9 protein-coding genes are annotated in these 16,698 nt (G+C 69.0%); 3 read left to right on the top strand and 6 right to left on the bottom strand.

From position 1 onward, the window contains the following. The first annotated feature begins 19 nt into the window (after positions 1-19). Both AC3A6M_RS03535 and AC3A6M_RS03530 read left to right on the top strand, forming a co-directional pair. Positions 20-1,411, top strand: a complete 1,392-nt coding sequence (locus AC3A6M_RS03535; protein WP_487851355.1) for a sigma-54-dependent transcriptional regulator — start codon at positions 20-22, stop codon at positions 1,409-1,411. Next, positions 1,408-2,808, top strand: coding sequence for a sensor histidine kinase (locus AC3A6M_RS03530; protein WP_487851354.1), 1,401 nt, complete (start codon positions 1,408-1,410; stop codon positions 2,806-2,808). The genes AC3A6M_RS03535 and AC3A6M_RS03530 overlap by 4 nt, the downstream gene beginning before the upstream one ends. A gap of 185 nt (positions 2,809-2,993) precedes the next feature. Here the strand turns inward: AC3A6M_RS03530 and AC3A6M_RS03525 are convergent, their stop codons facing one another. After that, positions 2,994-5,147, bottom strand: a complete 2,154-nt coding sequence (locus AC3A6M_RS03525; protein WP_487851353.1) for a S46 family peptidase — start codon at positions 5,145-5,147, stop codon at positions 2,994-2,996. A gap of 197 nt (positions 5,148-5,344) precedes the next feature. On the opposite strand from AC3A6M_RS03525, the gene AC3A6M_RS03520 reads away from it, so the two are divergent. After that, positions 5,345-6,349, top strand: coding sequence for a bile acid:sodium symporter family protein (locus AC3A6M_RS03520; protein WP_487851352.1), 1,005 nt, complete (start codon positions 5,345-5,347; stop codon positions 6,347-6,349). 1 nt (position 6,350) lies between these two features. Here the strand turns inward: AC3A6M_RS03520 and AC3A6M_RS03515 are convergent, their stop codons facing one another. The 5 genes from AC3A6M_RS03515 to AC3A6M_RS03495 all read right to left on the bottom strand — a co-directional run bounded on the left by AC3A6M_RS03515 (position 6,351) and on the right by AC3A6M_RS03495 (position 16,665). Beyond that, entirely contained in the window at positions 6,351-6,815 is a 465-nt protein-coding gene (locus tag AC3A6M_RS03515) for a hypothetical protein (protein ID WP_487851351.1), read from the bottom strand. Positions 6,816-6,979: 164 nt separating this feature from the next. Continuing rightward, positions 6,980-8,443 carry an efflux transporter outer membrane subunit gene (locus tag AC3A6M_RS03510; protein ID WP_487851350.1) on the bottom strand — a complete coding sequence of 488 codons (1,464 nt, stop codon included), beginning with the start codon at positions 8,441-8,443 and terminating at the stop codon, positions 6,980-6,982. Further along, positions 8,440-11,796 (bottom strand): efflux RND transporter permease subunit, encoded by a 3,357-nt coding sequence (locus AC3A6M_RS03505; protein WP_487851349.1) that lies wholly within the window; start codon positions 11,794-11,796, stop codon positions 8,440-8,442. Before AC3A6M_RS03505 ends, AC3A6M_RS03510 begins: the two co-directional genes overlap by 4 nt. After that, the gene (locus AC3A6M_RS03500) at positions 11,793-15,023 is read right to left on the bottom strand and encodes an efflux RND transporter permease subunit (protein WP_487851348.1); all 3,231 of its coding nucleotides are present in this window, start codon (positions 15,021-15,023) and stop codon (positions 11,793-11,795) included. The genes AC3A6M_RS03505 and AC3A6M_RS03500 overlap by 4 nt, the downstream gene beginning before the upstream one ends. Positions 15,024-15,219: 196 nt before the next feature. Further along, positions 15,220-16,665, bottom strand: coding sequence for an efflux RND transporter periplasmic adaptor subunit (locus tag AC3A6M_RS03495; protein ID WP_487851347.1), 1,446 nt, complete (start codon positions 16,663-16,665; stop codon positions 15,220-15,222). Positions 16,666-16,698: the final 33 nt, after the last annotated feature.

Below are 16,698 nucleotides of genomic sequence, written 5' to 3'. Positions count from 1 at the left end.
GAAAGTTCGCACCAAGCATATGGAAGCAACACGCAAGCGGCGCATCCTGATCGTCGACGACGACAGCGCAGTCCAGGTCTCGCTGGCCCTGCTGCTCAAGCAGTCCGGCTTCGACCCGTCGTGCGCCGACGGGCCGCGCCAGGCCCTGGAGCAGCTGGACGCCGTGCCGGTCGACCTGGTCCTTCAGGACATGAATTTCTCGCTCCAGACCAGCGGCGAGGAAGGCCTCGACCTGCTGGCCCGCATCAAGCAGCAGCATCCGGCCCTGCCGGTGCTCCTGATGACGGCCTGGGGCTCGATCGCGCTGGCTGTCAGGGGCGTCAAGGCGGGCGCCGCAAACTTCTTCACCAAGCCCTGGGACAACGCCCAGCTGGTCAAGCTGGTCGAGGCCACGCTGGACCTTGCGGTGCCGGACTCCGCGCCGCGCGTCACCCGCCGCACGCTCGATGCGCAATGCGACTTCTCCGGCATCGTCGGCGAACATCCGAAGCTGCTGAAGGTGCTGGAGACGATCGCCCAGGTGGCGCGCACCCGCGCCCCGGTCCTGATCCTCGGCGAGAGCGGCACCGGCAAGGAATTGATTGCCGACGCCATCCACCGCAACAGCCCGCGCGCCGGCCAGGCGATCGTCAAGATCAACATGGGCGCGATCACCTCCACCCTGTTCGAGAGCGAGATGTTCGGCCACGTGCGCGGCGCCTTCACCGATGCGCGTTCCGACCGCAAGGGGCATATCGCCAGCGCGGACGGCGGCACCCTGTTCCTCGACGAGATCGGCGAACTGCAGCGCGGCGACCAGGTCAAGCTGCTGCGCGTGCTGCAGGACCAGCGCTACCAGCCGGTCGGCGCCAGCCGCGCGGAACAGGCCGACCTGCGCGTGGTGTCGGCCACCAACCGCGAACTGGCGGAGCTGGTGGCGAGCGGCGAATTCCGCGAAGACCTGTTCTACCGCCTGAACCTGATCACGATCCGCCTGCCGCCGCTGCGCGAACGGCGCAGCGACATCCCGCTGCTGGCGCGCCACATTGCCGCCCGCGTCGCCGACGGCTATGGCCTGGGCGAAGCGGCGCTGGCGCCGGATGCGCTGGAGTGGCTGGCGGCCCAGCCCTGGCCGGGGAATATCCGGCAACTGAAGCAGACCCTCGAACGCGCCCTGCTCCTGGCCGGCAAGCCGGGCCTGGGCCAGGCCGACTTCCTGGCCGCCAGCGCGGTCGACGAAGGTGCGCCCGGCAGCCGCCTGGGCGTGGACGGGATGACGCTCGAGCAGGTCGAGCGCCACATGATCGAACAGGCGCTCCAGCAGCACACCGGGAACATCTCGCGGATGGCGAAGGCGCTCGGCCTGTCGCGCACGGCCCTCTACCGCCGCCTCGAGCGCCACGGGCTCGGCGCAAACCTGCGCGAGGAATGAAGCTGCCGGCCTTGAAACTCCAGGCGCGGCTCGGCGCCTACCTGGCCATGCTGCACCTCGCGCTGGCCGGCTGCGCGCTCCTGCTGCTGCCGGCGCAGCCGCTGCTGTTCGTCGGCGCCGAACTGCTGCTGGCGGCCAGCCTGGCGCTGGGCTGGCGGCTGCTGCGGCGCGCCCTCGAACCGCTCGGCTACACGCGCCGCTTCCACGACCTGCTGCAGGACCAGCAATACGCATCGCGCCTGGCGCCGCCCGGCGTGACGGAACTCGACGACCTGGTCGGCATGTTCAACGGCATGCTGGCCGCCCTGCACCGCGAACGCCTGGCGATCGGCGAGCAGCAGGGCTTCCTGGAACGCCTGCTGGAAGCCACGCCGAGCGCGGTGCTGGTGTTCGATTTCGACCACGCCATCAGCCTGCTCAACGCCAGCGCCGCCGCCCTGCTGGGCCTGGACGCGCCGCTCGGCAAGCCGCTCGCGGCCTGGGGCGGCGCAGATGGCGGCTTCGATCCCTCCCTCGACGAGCGCGGGCGCGCGCGCAGCCGCGACCTGGTGCGCCAGCTCGACGCCCTCGCCCTCGGCGACAGCCGGCTGCTGGTCGATACCGAAGGGCGGCGCTACCGCGCGCAGCGCAGCCGCTTCTTCGACCGCGGCTTCGCCCGCCACTTCCTGATCGTCGAGGAGCTCACCGCCGAACTCGAGGACTCGGAGCGCGCCACCTACGCGCGCCTGATCCGCGTGCTGGCCCACGAAGTGAACAACACGGTGGCGGCCACCGGCTCGGTGCTCGATTCCCTGCTGACCTACCGCGGCCAGCTGGCGGAGCGCGACGCCGGCGACTTCGTCACCGCCATCGTCGCCGTCAAGCGCCGCAACCTCAGCCTGGGCGAATTCATCGACCGCTTCACCCGGGTGGTCAAGATGCCGGCGCCGGAACTGCGCCCGGCCCGCCTGCGCGACGTGGTGGACGACATCCTGTGGCTGAACCGGGAACAGTGCAATGCGCGCGGCATCCGGCTCGGCTGGAGCCGCTGCGACGAGGTCGGCCCCCTGCCGCTCGACGTGCAGCTGATCGAGCCGGCCCTGCTGAACGTGGTGAAGAATGCGATCGAGGCGATCGACGAGCGCAATGCGCGCGAGGGTTCGAGCGGAGGCGCGATCCGCGTCGAGCTGGAAGACCTGGGAGAGCGGGTGCGCCTGTCGGTGTTCGACAGCGGCGGCCTGCTCGGCGAGGCGCCGTCGCAGCGCCTGTTCACGCCCTTCTTCAGCACCAAGAAAGGCGGCCAGGGCATCGGCCTGATGTTCGTGCGCGAGGTGCTGCAGCGGCACGGCGCGACCTGCGCGCTGGCGCCCGCGGGGGCGGGCGAGACGCGGTTCGATATCTGGTTTCCGGCGCCGTGAATACGTTGGCTCCGCCAAAAAACGTCGCCCCCGCCAGAAACACGTCGTCCCCGCCAGAAATACGTCGTCCCCGCCAGAAATACGTCGTCCCCGCGGAGGCGGGGACCCAAGTTCTGCGTGCGTTACGACTGCGCTTGCAAACTTGGGTCCCCGCCTGCGCGGGGACGACGTGGTGACTGATCCGCTTACTTCTTCGGATACTTGATCGTCATTTCCTTCAGCAGGTTGTCGGCATGGTCGACTTCCTTCATCACCCACAGCATGTAGCGGATGTCGACGTGGATCGCGCGCGTGATCACCGGGTCGAAGTACCAGTCCTTGGTGATCGATTCGTAGGTCGAATCGAAGTTCAGGCCGACCAGTTCGCCGCGCTTGTTCATCACTGCGGAACCCGAGTTGCCGCCGGTGGTGTCGGCGCTCGACAGGAAGTTCACCGGCACCGTGCCCAGCACCGGATCCTTGAACACGCCGTAGCGCTTCTCGCGGATCGCCTGCAGCAGGTTGGCCGGGGCGTTGAACGGCTCCTTGTTGGTGGCCTTTTCGACGATCCCTTCGACGGTCGAGAACGGACCTTTGACAAGGCCGTCGCGCGGGGTGTACGGCGCCACGGTGCCGTAGGTCACGCGCAGGGTCGAGTTGGCGTCCGGGTAGACCGGCTTGCCCTGCGACTTCTTCCAGGCGATCACGGCTTCCATGTACTGCGGGATCACGCGTTCCAGGTTGCCGTCGACTTCCTTGCGGTGGTTTTCCAGCGCCATCGCGGTGTCCTGCAGGCGCACGGCCAGCTGGATGAACGGGTCGTGCGAATTGCGGAAGGCTTCCGGATCCTTGCCGATCCAGGCCAGGCGCTTGGTGGTGTCGGCCAGCTCGGTCGACTTGACCATCGCCGGAATCATGTCGACTTTCGGCAGCAGCGCATCCAGGCCATGCGGGTGGTTCTTCTGGTCGATCTTCGCGTAGCGGTTCAGGGCTGCCAGCCAGCGGGCCTGGTCGACGCTCGGCACGAAGGACTGCTCCAGGCGGGTCAGGCGCGCCTTGATGAAGGAGAGATCGCGTTCCTGGTAGCCGGCTTCGCGCTGGGCGTCCGGCTTCTGGCGTTCGAGCGACAGGCGGTACAAGGTGCGCGCGCTCTTCAGCAGGTCGCTATGGGTGGCTTCCGCCCAGGCGGCTTCCTGCTGGGAGCTGGCCATGTCGGCGCCGATCGCGTTGTCGAGGTCGGACAGCAGGCTGCCGCCTCCTGTCTTCAGCTCTTTACTATGCTGCTTGTACCAGCTTCGGAACTCGGCATCCTGCACGTCCTTGATGGCGGCGATGTCCTTGCGTGCGAAGCCGTCCAGCAGGCCCTGGGTCTTCTTCAGCACATTGTTCAGGCTCTTCACTACGCTGGCGTAGCGCACGTCCCAGGCCGGGTTGCCCATGGTGCTGGCCGCGATCACCGACAGGTCGGCGGTGATGGAGGCGACCTTGGCCGGGTAGTCGACGTCGCGCGCGAAGCGGATCTCGGACGGCAGCTTGTAGCGGCTGGTGCGGCCCGGGTAGCCGGCCAGCAGGATCGGATCGCCGTTCTTCAGGCCTTCGGCCGACACGACCAGGAAGTCCTTCGACCTGTACGGCACGTTGTCGGGCGACGGGTCGGCCGGGCGGCCATCCTTGCCGACGTAGGCGCGCAGGAAGGAGAAGTCGCCGGCCTGGCGCGGGAATTCATAGTTGTCGATGTCGCCGCCGAAGTTGCCGACGCTGTCGGCCGGCGCGTACACCAGGCGCACGTCGCGAATCATCAGCTGCTTGATGCGGTAGTACTCGCCGCCGCGGTGGAAGGCCGGCACCGAACAGCGATATGCCTTATCGCTTTCGCATTCGGCAATCAATGCCTTGATGCGGCTTTCGACCTGCTCGTGGCGCTCCTTGCCCGACAGGTTCGGGGACAGGCCTTTCAGGACCCGGTCGGTCACGTTCTCGACCTTCTCGGTCACGTAGACCAGGGTGTTCGGGCCGCCCGGCAGTTCTTCGGCGCGGGTCTTGGCCAGGAAGCCGTGGACGATGTAGTTGTGTTCCGGGGTCGCGTTGCGCTGCACGGCGCCATAGGCGCAATGGTGGTTGGTGACGACCAGGCCGTCCGGCGAGACGAAGGACGCCGAGCAGCCGCCCAGCGAGACGATCGCGCTCATCGGGTGCCTGGACAGGTCGGCCAGTTTTTCGGCCGGGATGGTGATGCCGATACGTTTGAGTTCGGCTTTCAGCTGCGGCAGCTGGTGCGGCTGCCACTGGCCCTCGTCGGCGTTGGCGGAGGCGATGACCCCGACGGCCGCGACGACGGGCAGGACGATGGATTTGAACACGGTGGACCCCAGGATGAATAAAAAGCAAGCGCGAGTATATCGCCCCTACTAAACAGTGGAAATAGATTTCTCACCGATAATCACCTGTGTTTTTATGGCGTATTGACAGGCCGGACCGCGCGATGCCGCGGCCAGCGGCGGACGCCGCAAGCGGCTAGAATAGAAGGTTGCCCTGTCCGCTTTTCGGAAAATCCGTCATGTCCAGCCCACTCGCCCGCGCCGGCGCCTCCCTGCGCAGCCTCCTGCCCGATACCTACACCATGCTCCTGATGGCCACCGTGGTCGTGGCCAGCGTGCTGCCCTGCGAGGGCCAGGCCGCCGTCGTGTTCGGCAAGATCACCACCTTTGCGATCGGCCTGCTGTTCTTCCTGCACGGCGCCAAGCTGTCGCGTGAAGCCATCGTGTCGGGCCTGGCCAACTGGCGCCTGCACCTGCTGGTGCTGGCCGCGACCTTCGTGATGTTTCCGCTGCTGGGCCTGGCGCTGAAGCCGCTCGCCACCAGCATGCTGCCCTACGAGCTCTACCTCGGCATCCTGTTCCTGTGCACCCTGCCCTCGACGGTGCAATCGTCGATCGCCTTCACCTCGGTGGCGCGCGGGAACGTGGCGGCCGCCGTGTGCAGCGCCTCGGCCTCGAACTTCGCCGGCATCTTCATCTCGCCGCTGCTGGTGAGCACCCTGATCGTGCACGGCGCCGGCGGAGGCGGCGGCTCGCCGCTGGACGCCATCCTCAGCATCGTCGAACAGCTGCTGCTGCCCTTCCTGGCCGGCCAGTTCCTGCGCCCCTGGATCGGCGCCTGGATCGACCGCCACAAGCCGATGCTGAAGTTCGTCGACCAGGGCTCGATCCTGCTGGTCGTCTACACCGCCTTCAGCGAATCCGTGAACGAAGGCCTGTGGCACAAGCTGTCGCTGCCGACGCTGGTGGCGCTGGGCGTGCTGTGCTGCGTGCTGCTGGCGCTGGCGCTGGGCCTGTCCACCTGGGCCAGCCGCCGCCTCGGCTTCTCGCGCGAGGACGAGATCACCATCGTGTTCTGCGGCTCCAAAAAGAGCCTGTCCAGCGGCATCCCGATGGCCAAGGTCATGTTCTCGCAAGGCGCGCTGGGCATGGTGATCCTGCCGCTGATGCTGTTCCACCAGATCCAGCTGATGGTGTGCGCCGTGCTGGCCGCCCGCTGGGCCCAGCGCAAGGAGCCGACCTAGATCAAACCGGGGTCAGACTCCCGTTTTGGGCAAGTTCCTCGGGGGAAGCATGCACATGGGCCAGCGCCGAGCCGCCCCACCACAGCTCGAGCGAGGACGGCCCCAGCACCGCCGCGGCGCCGATCGCGGCGAAGATGCGGCGCTGGCGCAAGCTCAGGCGCGGATGGCGCAGCATCGCGCGGGCGTCATGCACGACGAAGCCGAGCAGGCCCAGCACGCCCAGCCCGAACAGCACCCACAAGGCCCGGTCGCCCAGCCGCACGCCGATCTCCTCGTCCCAGTAAGCCACTGCCGGAATCGCCAGGCTGACGCTGGCCAGCACGTCCAGCGCAGCCACCGCCGCCGCCCGGCCACCCATCCGGAACTCGTGCCGGCGCATCCATGCCGTCAGGCCGATGGTGCCGGCCAGATAGAGCGCCACCCAAGCGGGCGAGCCGGTACTGAACAATTCGGGGTCAGAGCGCATTATTTGCCAATTTCGGGGTCAGAGCACATTTTATGGCAATGGCTTCATGGCAAGACTGAATCGATCCGGGCGCCACTGCCCATGGGAGCGGCGGCGTCGGCCGCCGTGATCGTTTCCTTAGCGATCTTTCCAAAATCGGGAGTCTGACCCCGGTTTGATGGAGATCACTCGGCGTGCCAGCCGCCGCCCAGGGCCTGGATCAGGGCCACGGCCGTGGCCTGGCGGGTGGATTGGGTCTGGACCAGCGCGCGGCGGGCGTTCAGGGCGGTGACCTGGGCTTGCACCACTTCCGAATAGCTCACCTGGCCGGCCTTGTAGCGGTTCAGCACCTGCTGCTCGACCTTGTCGGCGGCTTCCGAGGCGCGGCGCTGCAGGTCCTGCTGCTGGGCGAGGACGCGGGTGGCGGCCAGCTGGTCTTCGACGTCGGCGAAGGCGTCCAGCACGGTCTGGCGGTAGCGCGCCACCGATTCCTCGTGCGCGGCGCGCGCGCCCTGTACGCGGGCGCGGGTGGCGCCGGCGTCGAACAGGGTCTGGGCCGCCGACAGGCCGAAGGACCAGGCCGCGCTCGACACGTTGAACAGGTCGCCGACCTTGCTGGCCGAAGTGCCGAGCGATGCGTTCAGGCCGATGTTCGGGAAGTAAGCCGAGCGCGCGATGCCGATCTGCTCGTTGGCCGCCGCCACGCGCCGCTCGGCGGCGGCGATGTCGGGGCGGCGCTGCAGCAAGGTCGACGGCACCCCGACCGGCACCTCCGGCACCGTGACCCGCCACCCCGGCGAAGGGGCGATCGCGAATTCGGACGGGGCTTTGCCGACCAGCACCGCGATCGCATGCTCGAGCTGGGCGCGCTGGCGGGCCAGGCCCAGGTCGTCGCTCTGCGCGCTGGTGAGCTGGGTCTCGGCCTGGTAGACGTCCGAATGCGGCACGATGCCGACATTGAAGCGGTTTTGCGTGATCGTCAGCACCCGCTGGTAGCCTTCGATGGTGGTGGCCAGCAGCGCACGCTGGGCGTCGAGCGCGCGCAATTGCAGGTAGTCGGCCGCGACTTCGCCCTGGGCCGACAGCCGCGCCGATGCGAGGTCGGCGGCGCTGGCCTGGGCGCTGGCCCCGGCGGCGCTGACGCCCGCGCGCAAGCGGCCCCACACGTCCGGTTCCCAGCTCGTGCCCAGCGACAGCCGGTAGGCGTTGCGCACGCTGCCGCCATCGCTCCCGCTGCCGCCGACGATATTCCCGTTGGCGTCGACGGTGGCGTTGCCGCTGCCGCCGCCGCGGGTGCCGGAACGGGTGCCGGAACCGTTCAGGGTCAGGTTCGGGAACAGCGAGGCGCGCTGCTCCGCCACCAGCGCGCGCGCCTGGGCGTACGCGGCCACCGCCGCCGCCACGTTCTGGTTCGAGACCTCGACGCTGGCCGCCAGCTCGTTCAGTTGCGGGTCGCCGAACAGGGTCCACCAGGGCCCGCGTTCGAGCGCGTCGGCGGGCGCCGCGGGCACCCATCCCTGCAATTCCTTGTACGCAGCCGGTTCCGGGGTCGCCGGGCGCTGGTAGGCCGGTCCGACGGCGCAGCCGGCCAGCAGCGCGGCCGCAGCCACGGCGACGAGGGAAGAGATGGGCGTGGTTTGCTTGGTCATGGATGGGAAATCGAAGGATGTTGTTCTCGGGGGTGGCGCGCCAGCTCGTGCTCGTCCGGGCTGGCGCGGCGCAGCTTGTCCATGTAGACGTAGACCACGGGCGTGGTCAGCAGCGTGAGCAGCTGGCTGGCGAGCAGGCCGCCGATGATGGCGATGCCCAGCGGCTGGCGCAGTTCGGAGCCTTCGCCGAAGCCGATCGCCAGCGGCAGTGCGCCGAGCGCCGCGGCCAGGGTCGTCATCAGGATGGGACGGAAGCGCAGCAGGCAGGCTTCGCGCACCGCCTCGGTGGCCGACAGCCCGTGCGCCCGCTCCGCATCGAGCGCGAAGTCGATGATCAGGATCGCGTTCTTCTTGACGATGCCGATCAGCAGGAACACGCCGATCAGCGCGATGATCGAGAACTCCATGTGGAACATCAGCAGCGCCAGCACGGCGCCGACGCCCGCCGACGGCAGGGTCGACAGCACCGTGATCGGGTGTACCAGGCTCTCGTACAGGATGCCCAGCACGATGTAGATGACGACGATGGCCGCCAGGATCAGCAGCGGCTGCTGCTTGTTCGATTCCTGCGCCTGCTTGGCCTGGCCCTGGAAGCTGCCGCGCACGTTGACCGGCATGCCGATCGCCGCCTCGGCGTCATGCACCGCGGCCTGGCCGTCCGACAGCGAATAGCCCTGCGCCAGGTTGAAGGAGATGGTCGTCGCCAGCTCGCCGTCCTGGTGGTTCACCGAGCTCGGGGTCGAGCGCTCGGAGAACCTGCCGATGGCCGACAGCGGCACCATGGTGGTGGCGCCGGTCGACAGCGCCGAGCCGCTCGACGGATCGCGCGCCGCGGTCAGGTTGGCCGGACTGGCCGGGGTGCCGGCGGACGCCGCGCTGCTGCCGGTGCCGCCGGTGCTGCCAGTCCCTGCGCCGACCGTGCCCGCGGCCGAGCCCACGCCGGTGCTGGCGGCGGCGTTGCCGGAACCGCTCGTCACAGCGCTCGCGGTGGACGACGCCGCCGCCTTGGCCGGCACATACACATCGTTCAGCGCTTCCGGCGATTGCGCATACTTCTGGGCCACGCCCATGATCACGTGGTACTGGTTCAGCTCATCGTAGATGTTGGCGACCTGGCGCTGGCCGAAGGCGTTGTACAGCGCGTTGTCGACGTCCTTTGCGCTGATCCCCAGGCGCGCCGCGCTTTCCTTGTCGATCTCGACATAGGTCTCGACGCCGTTCTCGGCCTGGTCGGTGTCGACGTCGGTCAGCGCCTTCTGCTGCTTCATGGCGTCGGCCAGGCGCGTTGCCCACATCCGCAGGTCGGCGCGGTTGTCGCTCTTGAGCGTGTACTGGTAGGTCGAGTTGCTCTGGCGCCCGCCCATGCGCAGGTCTTGCACCGGGTTCAGGAACAGCTGCACGCCGGTGACCCGGGCCAGCTTCGGCCGCAGGCGCGCGATCACGGCCTGGCCGGTGTCGCCCTTGGCGCGCTCGCCGACCGGTTTCAGGTTCAGGAACATGAAGCCGCCGCCGGCGCGCGACCCGCCGGTGAAGCCGACCACGGTGTCCACCGCCGGGTCGCTCTTGATGATGTTGACCAGCTGGCGCAGCTTCTGCTGCATGGCCTGGAAGGAGATGCTCTGGTCGGCGCGCATGCCGCCGTTGATCTGGCCCGTGTCCTGCTGCGGGAAGAAGCCCTTCGGCGCCGCCGAGAACAGGAACACGTTCAGGCCCACCACGAAGGCCAGGATCAGCATCACCAGCAGCTTCATGTCGAGCGCCCAGTCGAGCGCATGTTCGTAGGCCTTCAGCACGCGGTTAAAGCCGCGCTCCGACCAGCGCGCCAGCCGGCCCGGCTGGCGCCGCAATTGCCCGTCCTTGTGGCCGCCCTTGAGCAGCACGGCGCACAGCATCGGCGTGGTGGTCAGCGAGATCACCAGCGAGATCAGCACCGCCGCCGACAGGGTCACCGCGAATTCGCGGAACAGCCGGCCCACCTGCCCGCCCATGAACAGCAGCGGGATGAACACCGCCACCAGCGACAGGCTGATCGACAGCACCGTGAAACCCACTTCCTGCGCCCCCAGCAGGGCCGCCTTCATGCGGTCCATGCCCTGCTCGACGTGGCGGCTGGTGTTTTCCAGCACCACGATGGCGTCGTCGACCACGAAGCCCGTGGCCACCGTGAGCGCCATCAGCGACAGGTTGTTCATCGAGAAGCCCAGCAGGTACATGACGCCGAAGGTGCCGAGCAGCGAGACCACGGTCGCCACCGCCGGCACGATGGTCGCGCGCACGCTCCTCAGGAAGACGCTGACCACCGCCACCACCAGCAGGATCGAGATCATCAGGGTCAGCTCGATCTCGCGCAGCGACGCGCGGATCGAGTTGGTGCGGTCGGAGGCCACCTGCATGCTGACGTCCTGCGGCAGCTGGGCCTGCAGGGTCGGCAGCAGCGCGCGCACGCCGTCCACGGTCTCGATGACATTGGCGCCGGGCTGGCTGGTGACGAGCACGATCACCGCCGGCTGGCCGTTGAACAGGCCGAGGGTGTTGATGTTCTCGACGCCGTCGGTGACATCCGCGATGTCCTGCAGGCGGATCGCGGCGCCGTCGCGCCAGGCCACCACCAGGCCGCGGTAGTCGGCGGCGGTGCGGCCGTTGGTCGGGGTGTTGGCCTGCGAATAGATCTGCAGGCGCATGCCGCTGCCCTCCAGCGCGCCTTTCGGCCGGTTCGGGTTGCTGGCCTGGATCGCCGCGCGCACGTCTTCGCTGGACAGGCCGTAGCGGTTCATCTGGAAGGGATTCAGGTCGACCCGCACCGCCGGCAGCGAGCCGCCGCCGATCTCGACGTCGCCGACGCCGCGCACCTGGGCCAGCTTCTGCTGGACGATGTTCGAGACCTCGTCGTAGATCTGGCCGGGGCTGCGCGTCTTCGAGGTCAGCGCCAGGATGATGACCGGCGCATCCGACGGATTGGCCTTGCGGTAGGTCGGGTTGCTGCGCAGGGTGGCCGGCAGGTCGGCGCGCGAGGCGTTGATCGCCGCCTGCACTTCCCGCGCGGCGGAATCGATCTGGCGGTTCAGGTCGAACTGCAGGTTGATGCGGGTCGAGCCGTTGCCGCTGTTCGAGGTGATCTCGTTGACGCCGGCGATCACCGCCAGCCGCCTCTCCAGCGGCGTCGCGACCGAGGACGCCATCGTGTCCGGACTGGCGCCCGGCAGGCTGGCGGACACCGAAATGGCCGGGAAGTCGACCTGGGGCAGCGGCGAGACGGGCAGCACGAAGAAGGCGGCGATGCCCGCCAGGGCCAGGCCCAGGGTCAGCAGCACGGTCGCGATCGGGCGCCGCACGAACGGCTGCGACAGGTTCATGCGCCGGCTCCGTGCGGGCCGCCGGTCCGCGACGCGGTATCGGTGGGCTGCGGCGACAGCAGTGCCGGCTGCTGCGGCGCGGGCCTGGCGGCGGGATGGCCGCCATCCGGGCCGTCGTCCGAGCCGGGGCCGTGCGGCCTGGACGGGGCTTCGCCGCCCCAGCGCCGCGCCACGCGGTCGAAGGCGAGATAGATCACCGGCGTGGTGAACAGGGTCAGCATCTGGCTGACGATCAGGCCGCCGAAGATCGCCAGGCCCAGCGGACGCCGCAGCTCGGCGCCCTCGCCCCAGCCCAGCATCAGCGGGACCGCCGCGAACAGCGCGGCCAGCGTCGTCATGATGATCGGGCGGAAGCGCAGCATCGCCGCCTGGTGGATGGCGGTGCGCGGGTCCTTGCCCTCGTCGCGCTCGGCCTCGATGGCGAAGTCGATCATCATGATCGCGTTCTTCTTCACGATGCCGATCAGCAGGATGATGCCGATGATGCCGATCACGCCCAGGCCCTGCCCCGTCACCATCAGCGCCAGCAGCGCGCCGACGCCGGCCGACGGCAGGGTCGACAGGATGGTCAGCGGGTGGATGTAGCTCTCATAGAGCACGCCCAGCACGATGTAGACGCACACCACCGCCGCCAGGATCAGCCACAGCTGGTTCGACAGCGAGTTCTGGTAAGCCCCGGAAGCGCCGAGGAAGGTCATCGTCACCGAGGCCGGCAGCTTGATTTCCTGCGCCACTTCCTTGATCGCGTTGACGGCCGTGCCCAGCTTCACGCCGGACGCCGTGTCGAAGCCGATCGTGGTGGCCGGGTACTGGGCGACATGGGTGATCTGCAGCGGCGCGGCCTGCTCGGTGATCGAGGCGATCGCCGACAGGGGCGTCGGCTGGCCGGAACCGGTGCGCAGCTGCAGGTTGGCCAGCGCGTCGAGCGTCATGTCCTGCGGCTGCTGGGCTTCCAGGATCACGCGGTACTGGTTGGTTTCGGTGAAAATCGTCGAGACGATGCGCTGGCCGAAGGCGCTGTACAGGGCGTCGTCGATGTTCGAGGCCGTCACCGACAGGCGCGAGGCGCTGTCGCGGTCGATGTTCACGAAAGCCGCTGCGCCGGTCGCGCCGGCATCGGTGACCACGTTGCGCACTTCCTTGCGCCGGGCCATGGCCTCGGCCAGCTTGCGCGACCATTCGGTGACCGTTTTGGTGTCCGCGCCTTCGATCGACAGGCGGTACTGGGTCGGGCCGCTCTCGGCGTCGATGGTCAGGTCCTGGGTCGGCTGCAGGTAGAGCGTGACGCCGGCCACGTTGCGGGCGACCCGCTGGCGCAGGCGGTTCATCAGCTCTTCCTGGTCGCCGCGCCCCTCCTTCAGGTTGATCAGCATGGTGCCGGTGTGCAGCATGGTGTTGTTGGCGGCGTCCACGCCGACCGTCGAACTGAGCGAGGCGACTTCCGGGTCGGCCAGGATCGCGCGCGCGGCGGCCTGCTGCATCTCGGTCATCGCTTCGTAGGAGATCGCCTGGCGCGCTTCGACGCGGGCCTGCAGCTGGCCCGTGTTCTGGGTCGGGAACAGGCTCTTGGGGATGAACACCCACAGCAGCGCCGTCAGCAGCAGGGTCGCCAGCGCCACCAGCAGGGTCAGGCCCTGGCGCTCCAGCACCCAGTTCAGCGAGCGGTCGTAGTAGCCGATGGTGTTGTCGAAGGTGGCCTGGAACCAGCGTCCAAATCGGCTTTGATGCGGCGCGTTAGGAGAATTGTCGTGCTGGCGCAGCCAGCGCGCCGACATCATCGGCACCAGGGTCAGCGAGACGATGGCCGAGATCAGGATCGTGATCGCCAGCGTCACCGCGAACTCGCGGAACAGCCGGCCCACCACGTCGCCCATGAACAGCAGCGGAATCAGCACCGCGATCAGCGACACCGTCAGCGAGATGATGGTGAAGCCGATCTGCGTCGCGCCCTTCAGCGCGGCGGCCATCGGCTTCTCGCCTTCTTCGATGTAGCGCGAGATGTTCTCGATCATGACGATGGCGTCGTCGACCACGAAGCCGGTGGCGATCGTCAGCGCCATCAAGGAAAGGTTGTTCAGGCTGTACCCGAGCAGGTACATCACGCCGAAAGTGCCGACCAGGGAGATCGGCACGGCCAGGCTGGCGATCACGGTGGCGCGCACGCTGTGCAGGAAGGCGAAGATCACCAGCACCACCAGCACCACGGCCAGCACCAGCTCGATCTGCACGTGCTCGACCGAGGCGCGGATGCCGTTGGTGCGGTCGGACAGCACGTCCACGCGCAGGGTCGGCGGCAGGCTGGCCTGCAGCTCGGGCATGCGTTCCTTGATGGCGTCCACCGTGGCGATCACGTTGGCGCCCGGCTGGCGCTGCACGTTCAGGATGATGGCCGGCTTCATGTTCGCCCAGGCGCCCAGCCTGACGTTCTCGGCGCTGTCGACCACGCGGGCGACGTCGCCCAGGCGCACCGGCGCGCCGTTGCGGTAGGCGACGATCAGGTTGGTGTAGTCCGGCACCGTCACCAGCTGGTCGTTGGCATTGATGGTGTAGGCGCGCGCCGGGCCGTCGAAGCTGCCCTTGGCGCTGTTGGCGTTGGCGGCCGTGATCGCGGTGCGCAGCGTGTCGAGGCCCAGGCCGTTGGCCGCCAGCGCTTCGGTATTCGCCTGGATCCGCACCGCCGGGCGCTGGCCGCCCTGCAGGGTCACCAGGCCGACGCCCGTCACCTGGCTGATCTTCAGCGCCAGGCGGGTGTTCACCAGGTTCTGCACCTCGGTCAGCGGCATCGTGTCGGAGGTGATCGCCAGCGTCAGCACCGGCGCGTCGGCCGGGTTGACCTTGGCGTAGACCGGCGGCGCCGGCAGGTCGGTCGGCAGCAGCGAGCCGCCGGCGTTGATCGCGGCCTGCACTTCCTGCTCGGCCACGTCGAGGGTCTGGCCGAGGCTGAACTGCAGCGTGACGACGGACACGCCGGCCGCGCTGGTCGAACTCATGCGCGACAGGCCGGACATCTGGCCGAACTGGCGCTCCAGCGGCGCCGTCACGGTGCGCGCCATCACTTCCGGACTCGCGCCCGGGTACAGGGTCTGCACCTGGATGGTCGGGAAGTCGACCTGGGGCAGCGCCGACAGCGGCAGGAACTTATAGCCGACCAGGCCGGCCAGCACGATCGCCAGCATCAGCAGCGAGGTGGCGACCGGGCGGCGGATGAAGGGAGCGGAGGGGCTCATGCTGGCACCTCGTGACGCGGCCCCCGCACACTACTCAGTCGTCCCCGCGCCCCACCACGTCGTCCCTGCGCCCCACCACGTCGTCCCCGCGAAGGCGGGGATCCAAGGTCCGCTCGAGCTAACGAAGCGCATGCAAGCTTGGGTTCCCGCCTGCGCGGGAACGACGGGCATATTGCCGCGTCCCGAGCAACTGCCCTCATTGCGCGGCCCCTTCCGCCTGCTGCTGGCGGCGGTGGCGTCGCTCGCCCTGCTGCCCCGGCTGCGCCTGCTGCCCCTGTTCCGGCGCAGCGCCCGGCGCCGCGGCCGCGCCTTGCCCGCCCTGCCCGCCCTGCCCGCCCTGCCCGCGCCGTCCGCCGGCGCCGGCCGGACGATCGCCCGGCAGGGTCACCTTGGCCCCATCCTTCAGGCGGTCGGCGCCCTCGGTGATCACGGTCTCGCCGCCCTCCAGGCCGCTGGTGATCTCGATCCGCTCGGCGTTGGCCTGGCCGCGCTTCACGTTGCGCAGCGCCACCGTTTTCGTTTGCGGGTCCAGCACGTAGACGAAGTCGCCGTTGGCGCCGTGGCGCAGGGCCGTCACCGGCACCGTGACGGCGTTCCTGATGGTGTTGACCTGCAGGCGCAGGTTCACGAACTGGCTCGGGAACAGCTTGCCGCCGTCGTTGCTGAAGCGGGCCTTGGCGCGCACGGTGCCGGTCTGGGTGTCGACCTGGTTGTCCATCGCGAAGAAGCGCCCGGTCGCCAGGTTCTGCGTGCGGGTGCGGTCCATCGCGATGGCCTGCATCTGCGCGTTCTCGTTGATGCGCTGCTGCAGCGCCGGCAGCTGGTCCTGCGGGACCGCGAATTCGACGTCGATCGGCGACATCTGGGTGATCACGGCGATGCCGTTGGCGTCGCCGCTGTTCACCAGGTTGCCGATGTCGACGGTGCGCAGGCCGACCCGGCCGGAGATCGGCGCGCGCACCTGGGTGTAGCCGAGGTTGATGCGGGCGATGCCTTCGGCCGCCTTGTCGGTGGTGACCGCGCCTTCGAGCTGCTTGACCAGGGCCGCCTGGGTGTCGACGTCCTGGCGCGCGATCGAGTCCTGTTCCAGCAGGGTACGGTAGCGCTGCAGCAGCACGCGCGCGCTTTCGAGCTGGGCTTCGTCGCGCTGGCGCTGGCCGGTGGCCTGCAGCAGGCTCATTTGCGCCGGGCGGGCGTCGATGGTGGCCAGGACCTGGCCTTCCTTGACCAGCTGGCCTTCGGTGAAGGTGATCTTCTGCAGCACGCCGCCGACCTGGGGCCGCACGGTCGCCACTGCCGCCGGGGTCACGGTGCCGAGGGCTTCCAGGGTGATCGGGATGTCGCTGCGCTCGGCCTTGCCGACGCCGACCGTGGTGGCCGCCATGCCGCCGCGTCCGCCCCGTCCGCCGCCGCCCGGGCCACCGCCGCCCGGCCCCGCGGCCCCACCGCCCTGCCCGCGCGCCCCCGGTCCCGCGCCCGCGCCCGCGCCGGTCCCGGCGGGCTGGTGGGTCAGGTGCCAGGCCAGCCAGCCCAGGCCGGCCATCGCGAGGATGGCGACGATGGCGCCGATCACGCGCGAACGGCGGGTGCGCCGGGGTCGGGTGGCTGTCTTTTCCTTTTCGGGGGTGACGGTCGGGTTCATGCGATTCCTTGGCGGCCGAGTGTTCAAAAGCAC

Source organism: Telluria sp. Soil_C_11, from assembly GCF_057657395.1.
This window is presented reverse-complemented; position numbering and strand designations above follow the sequence as displayed.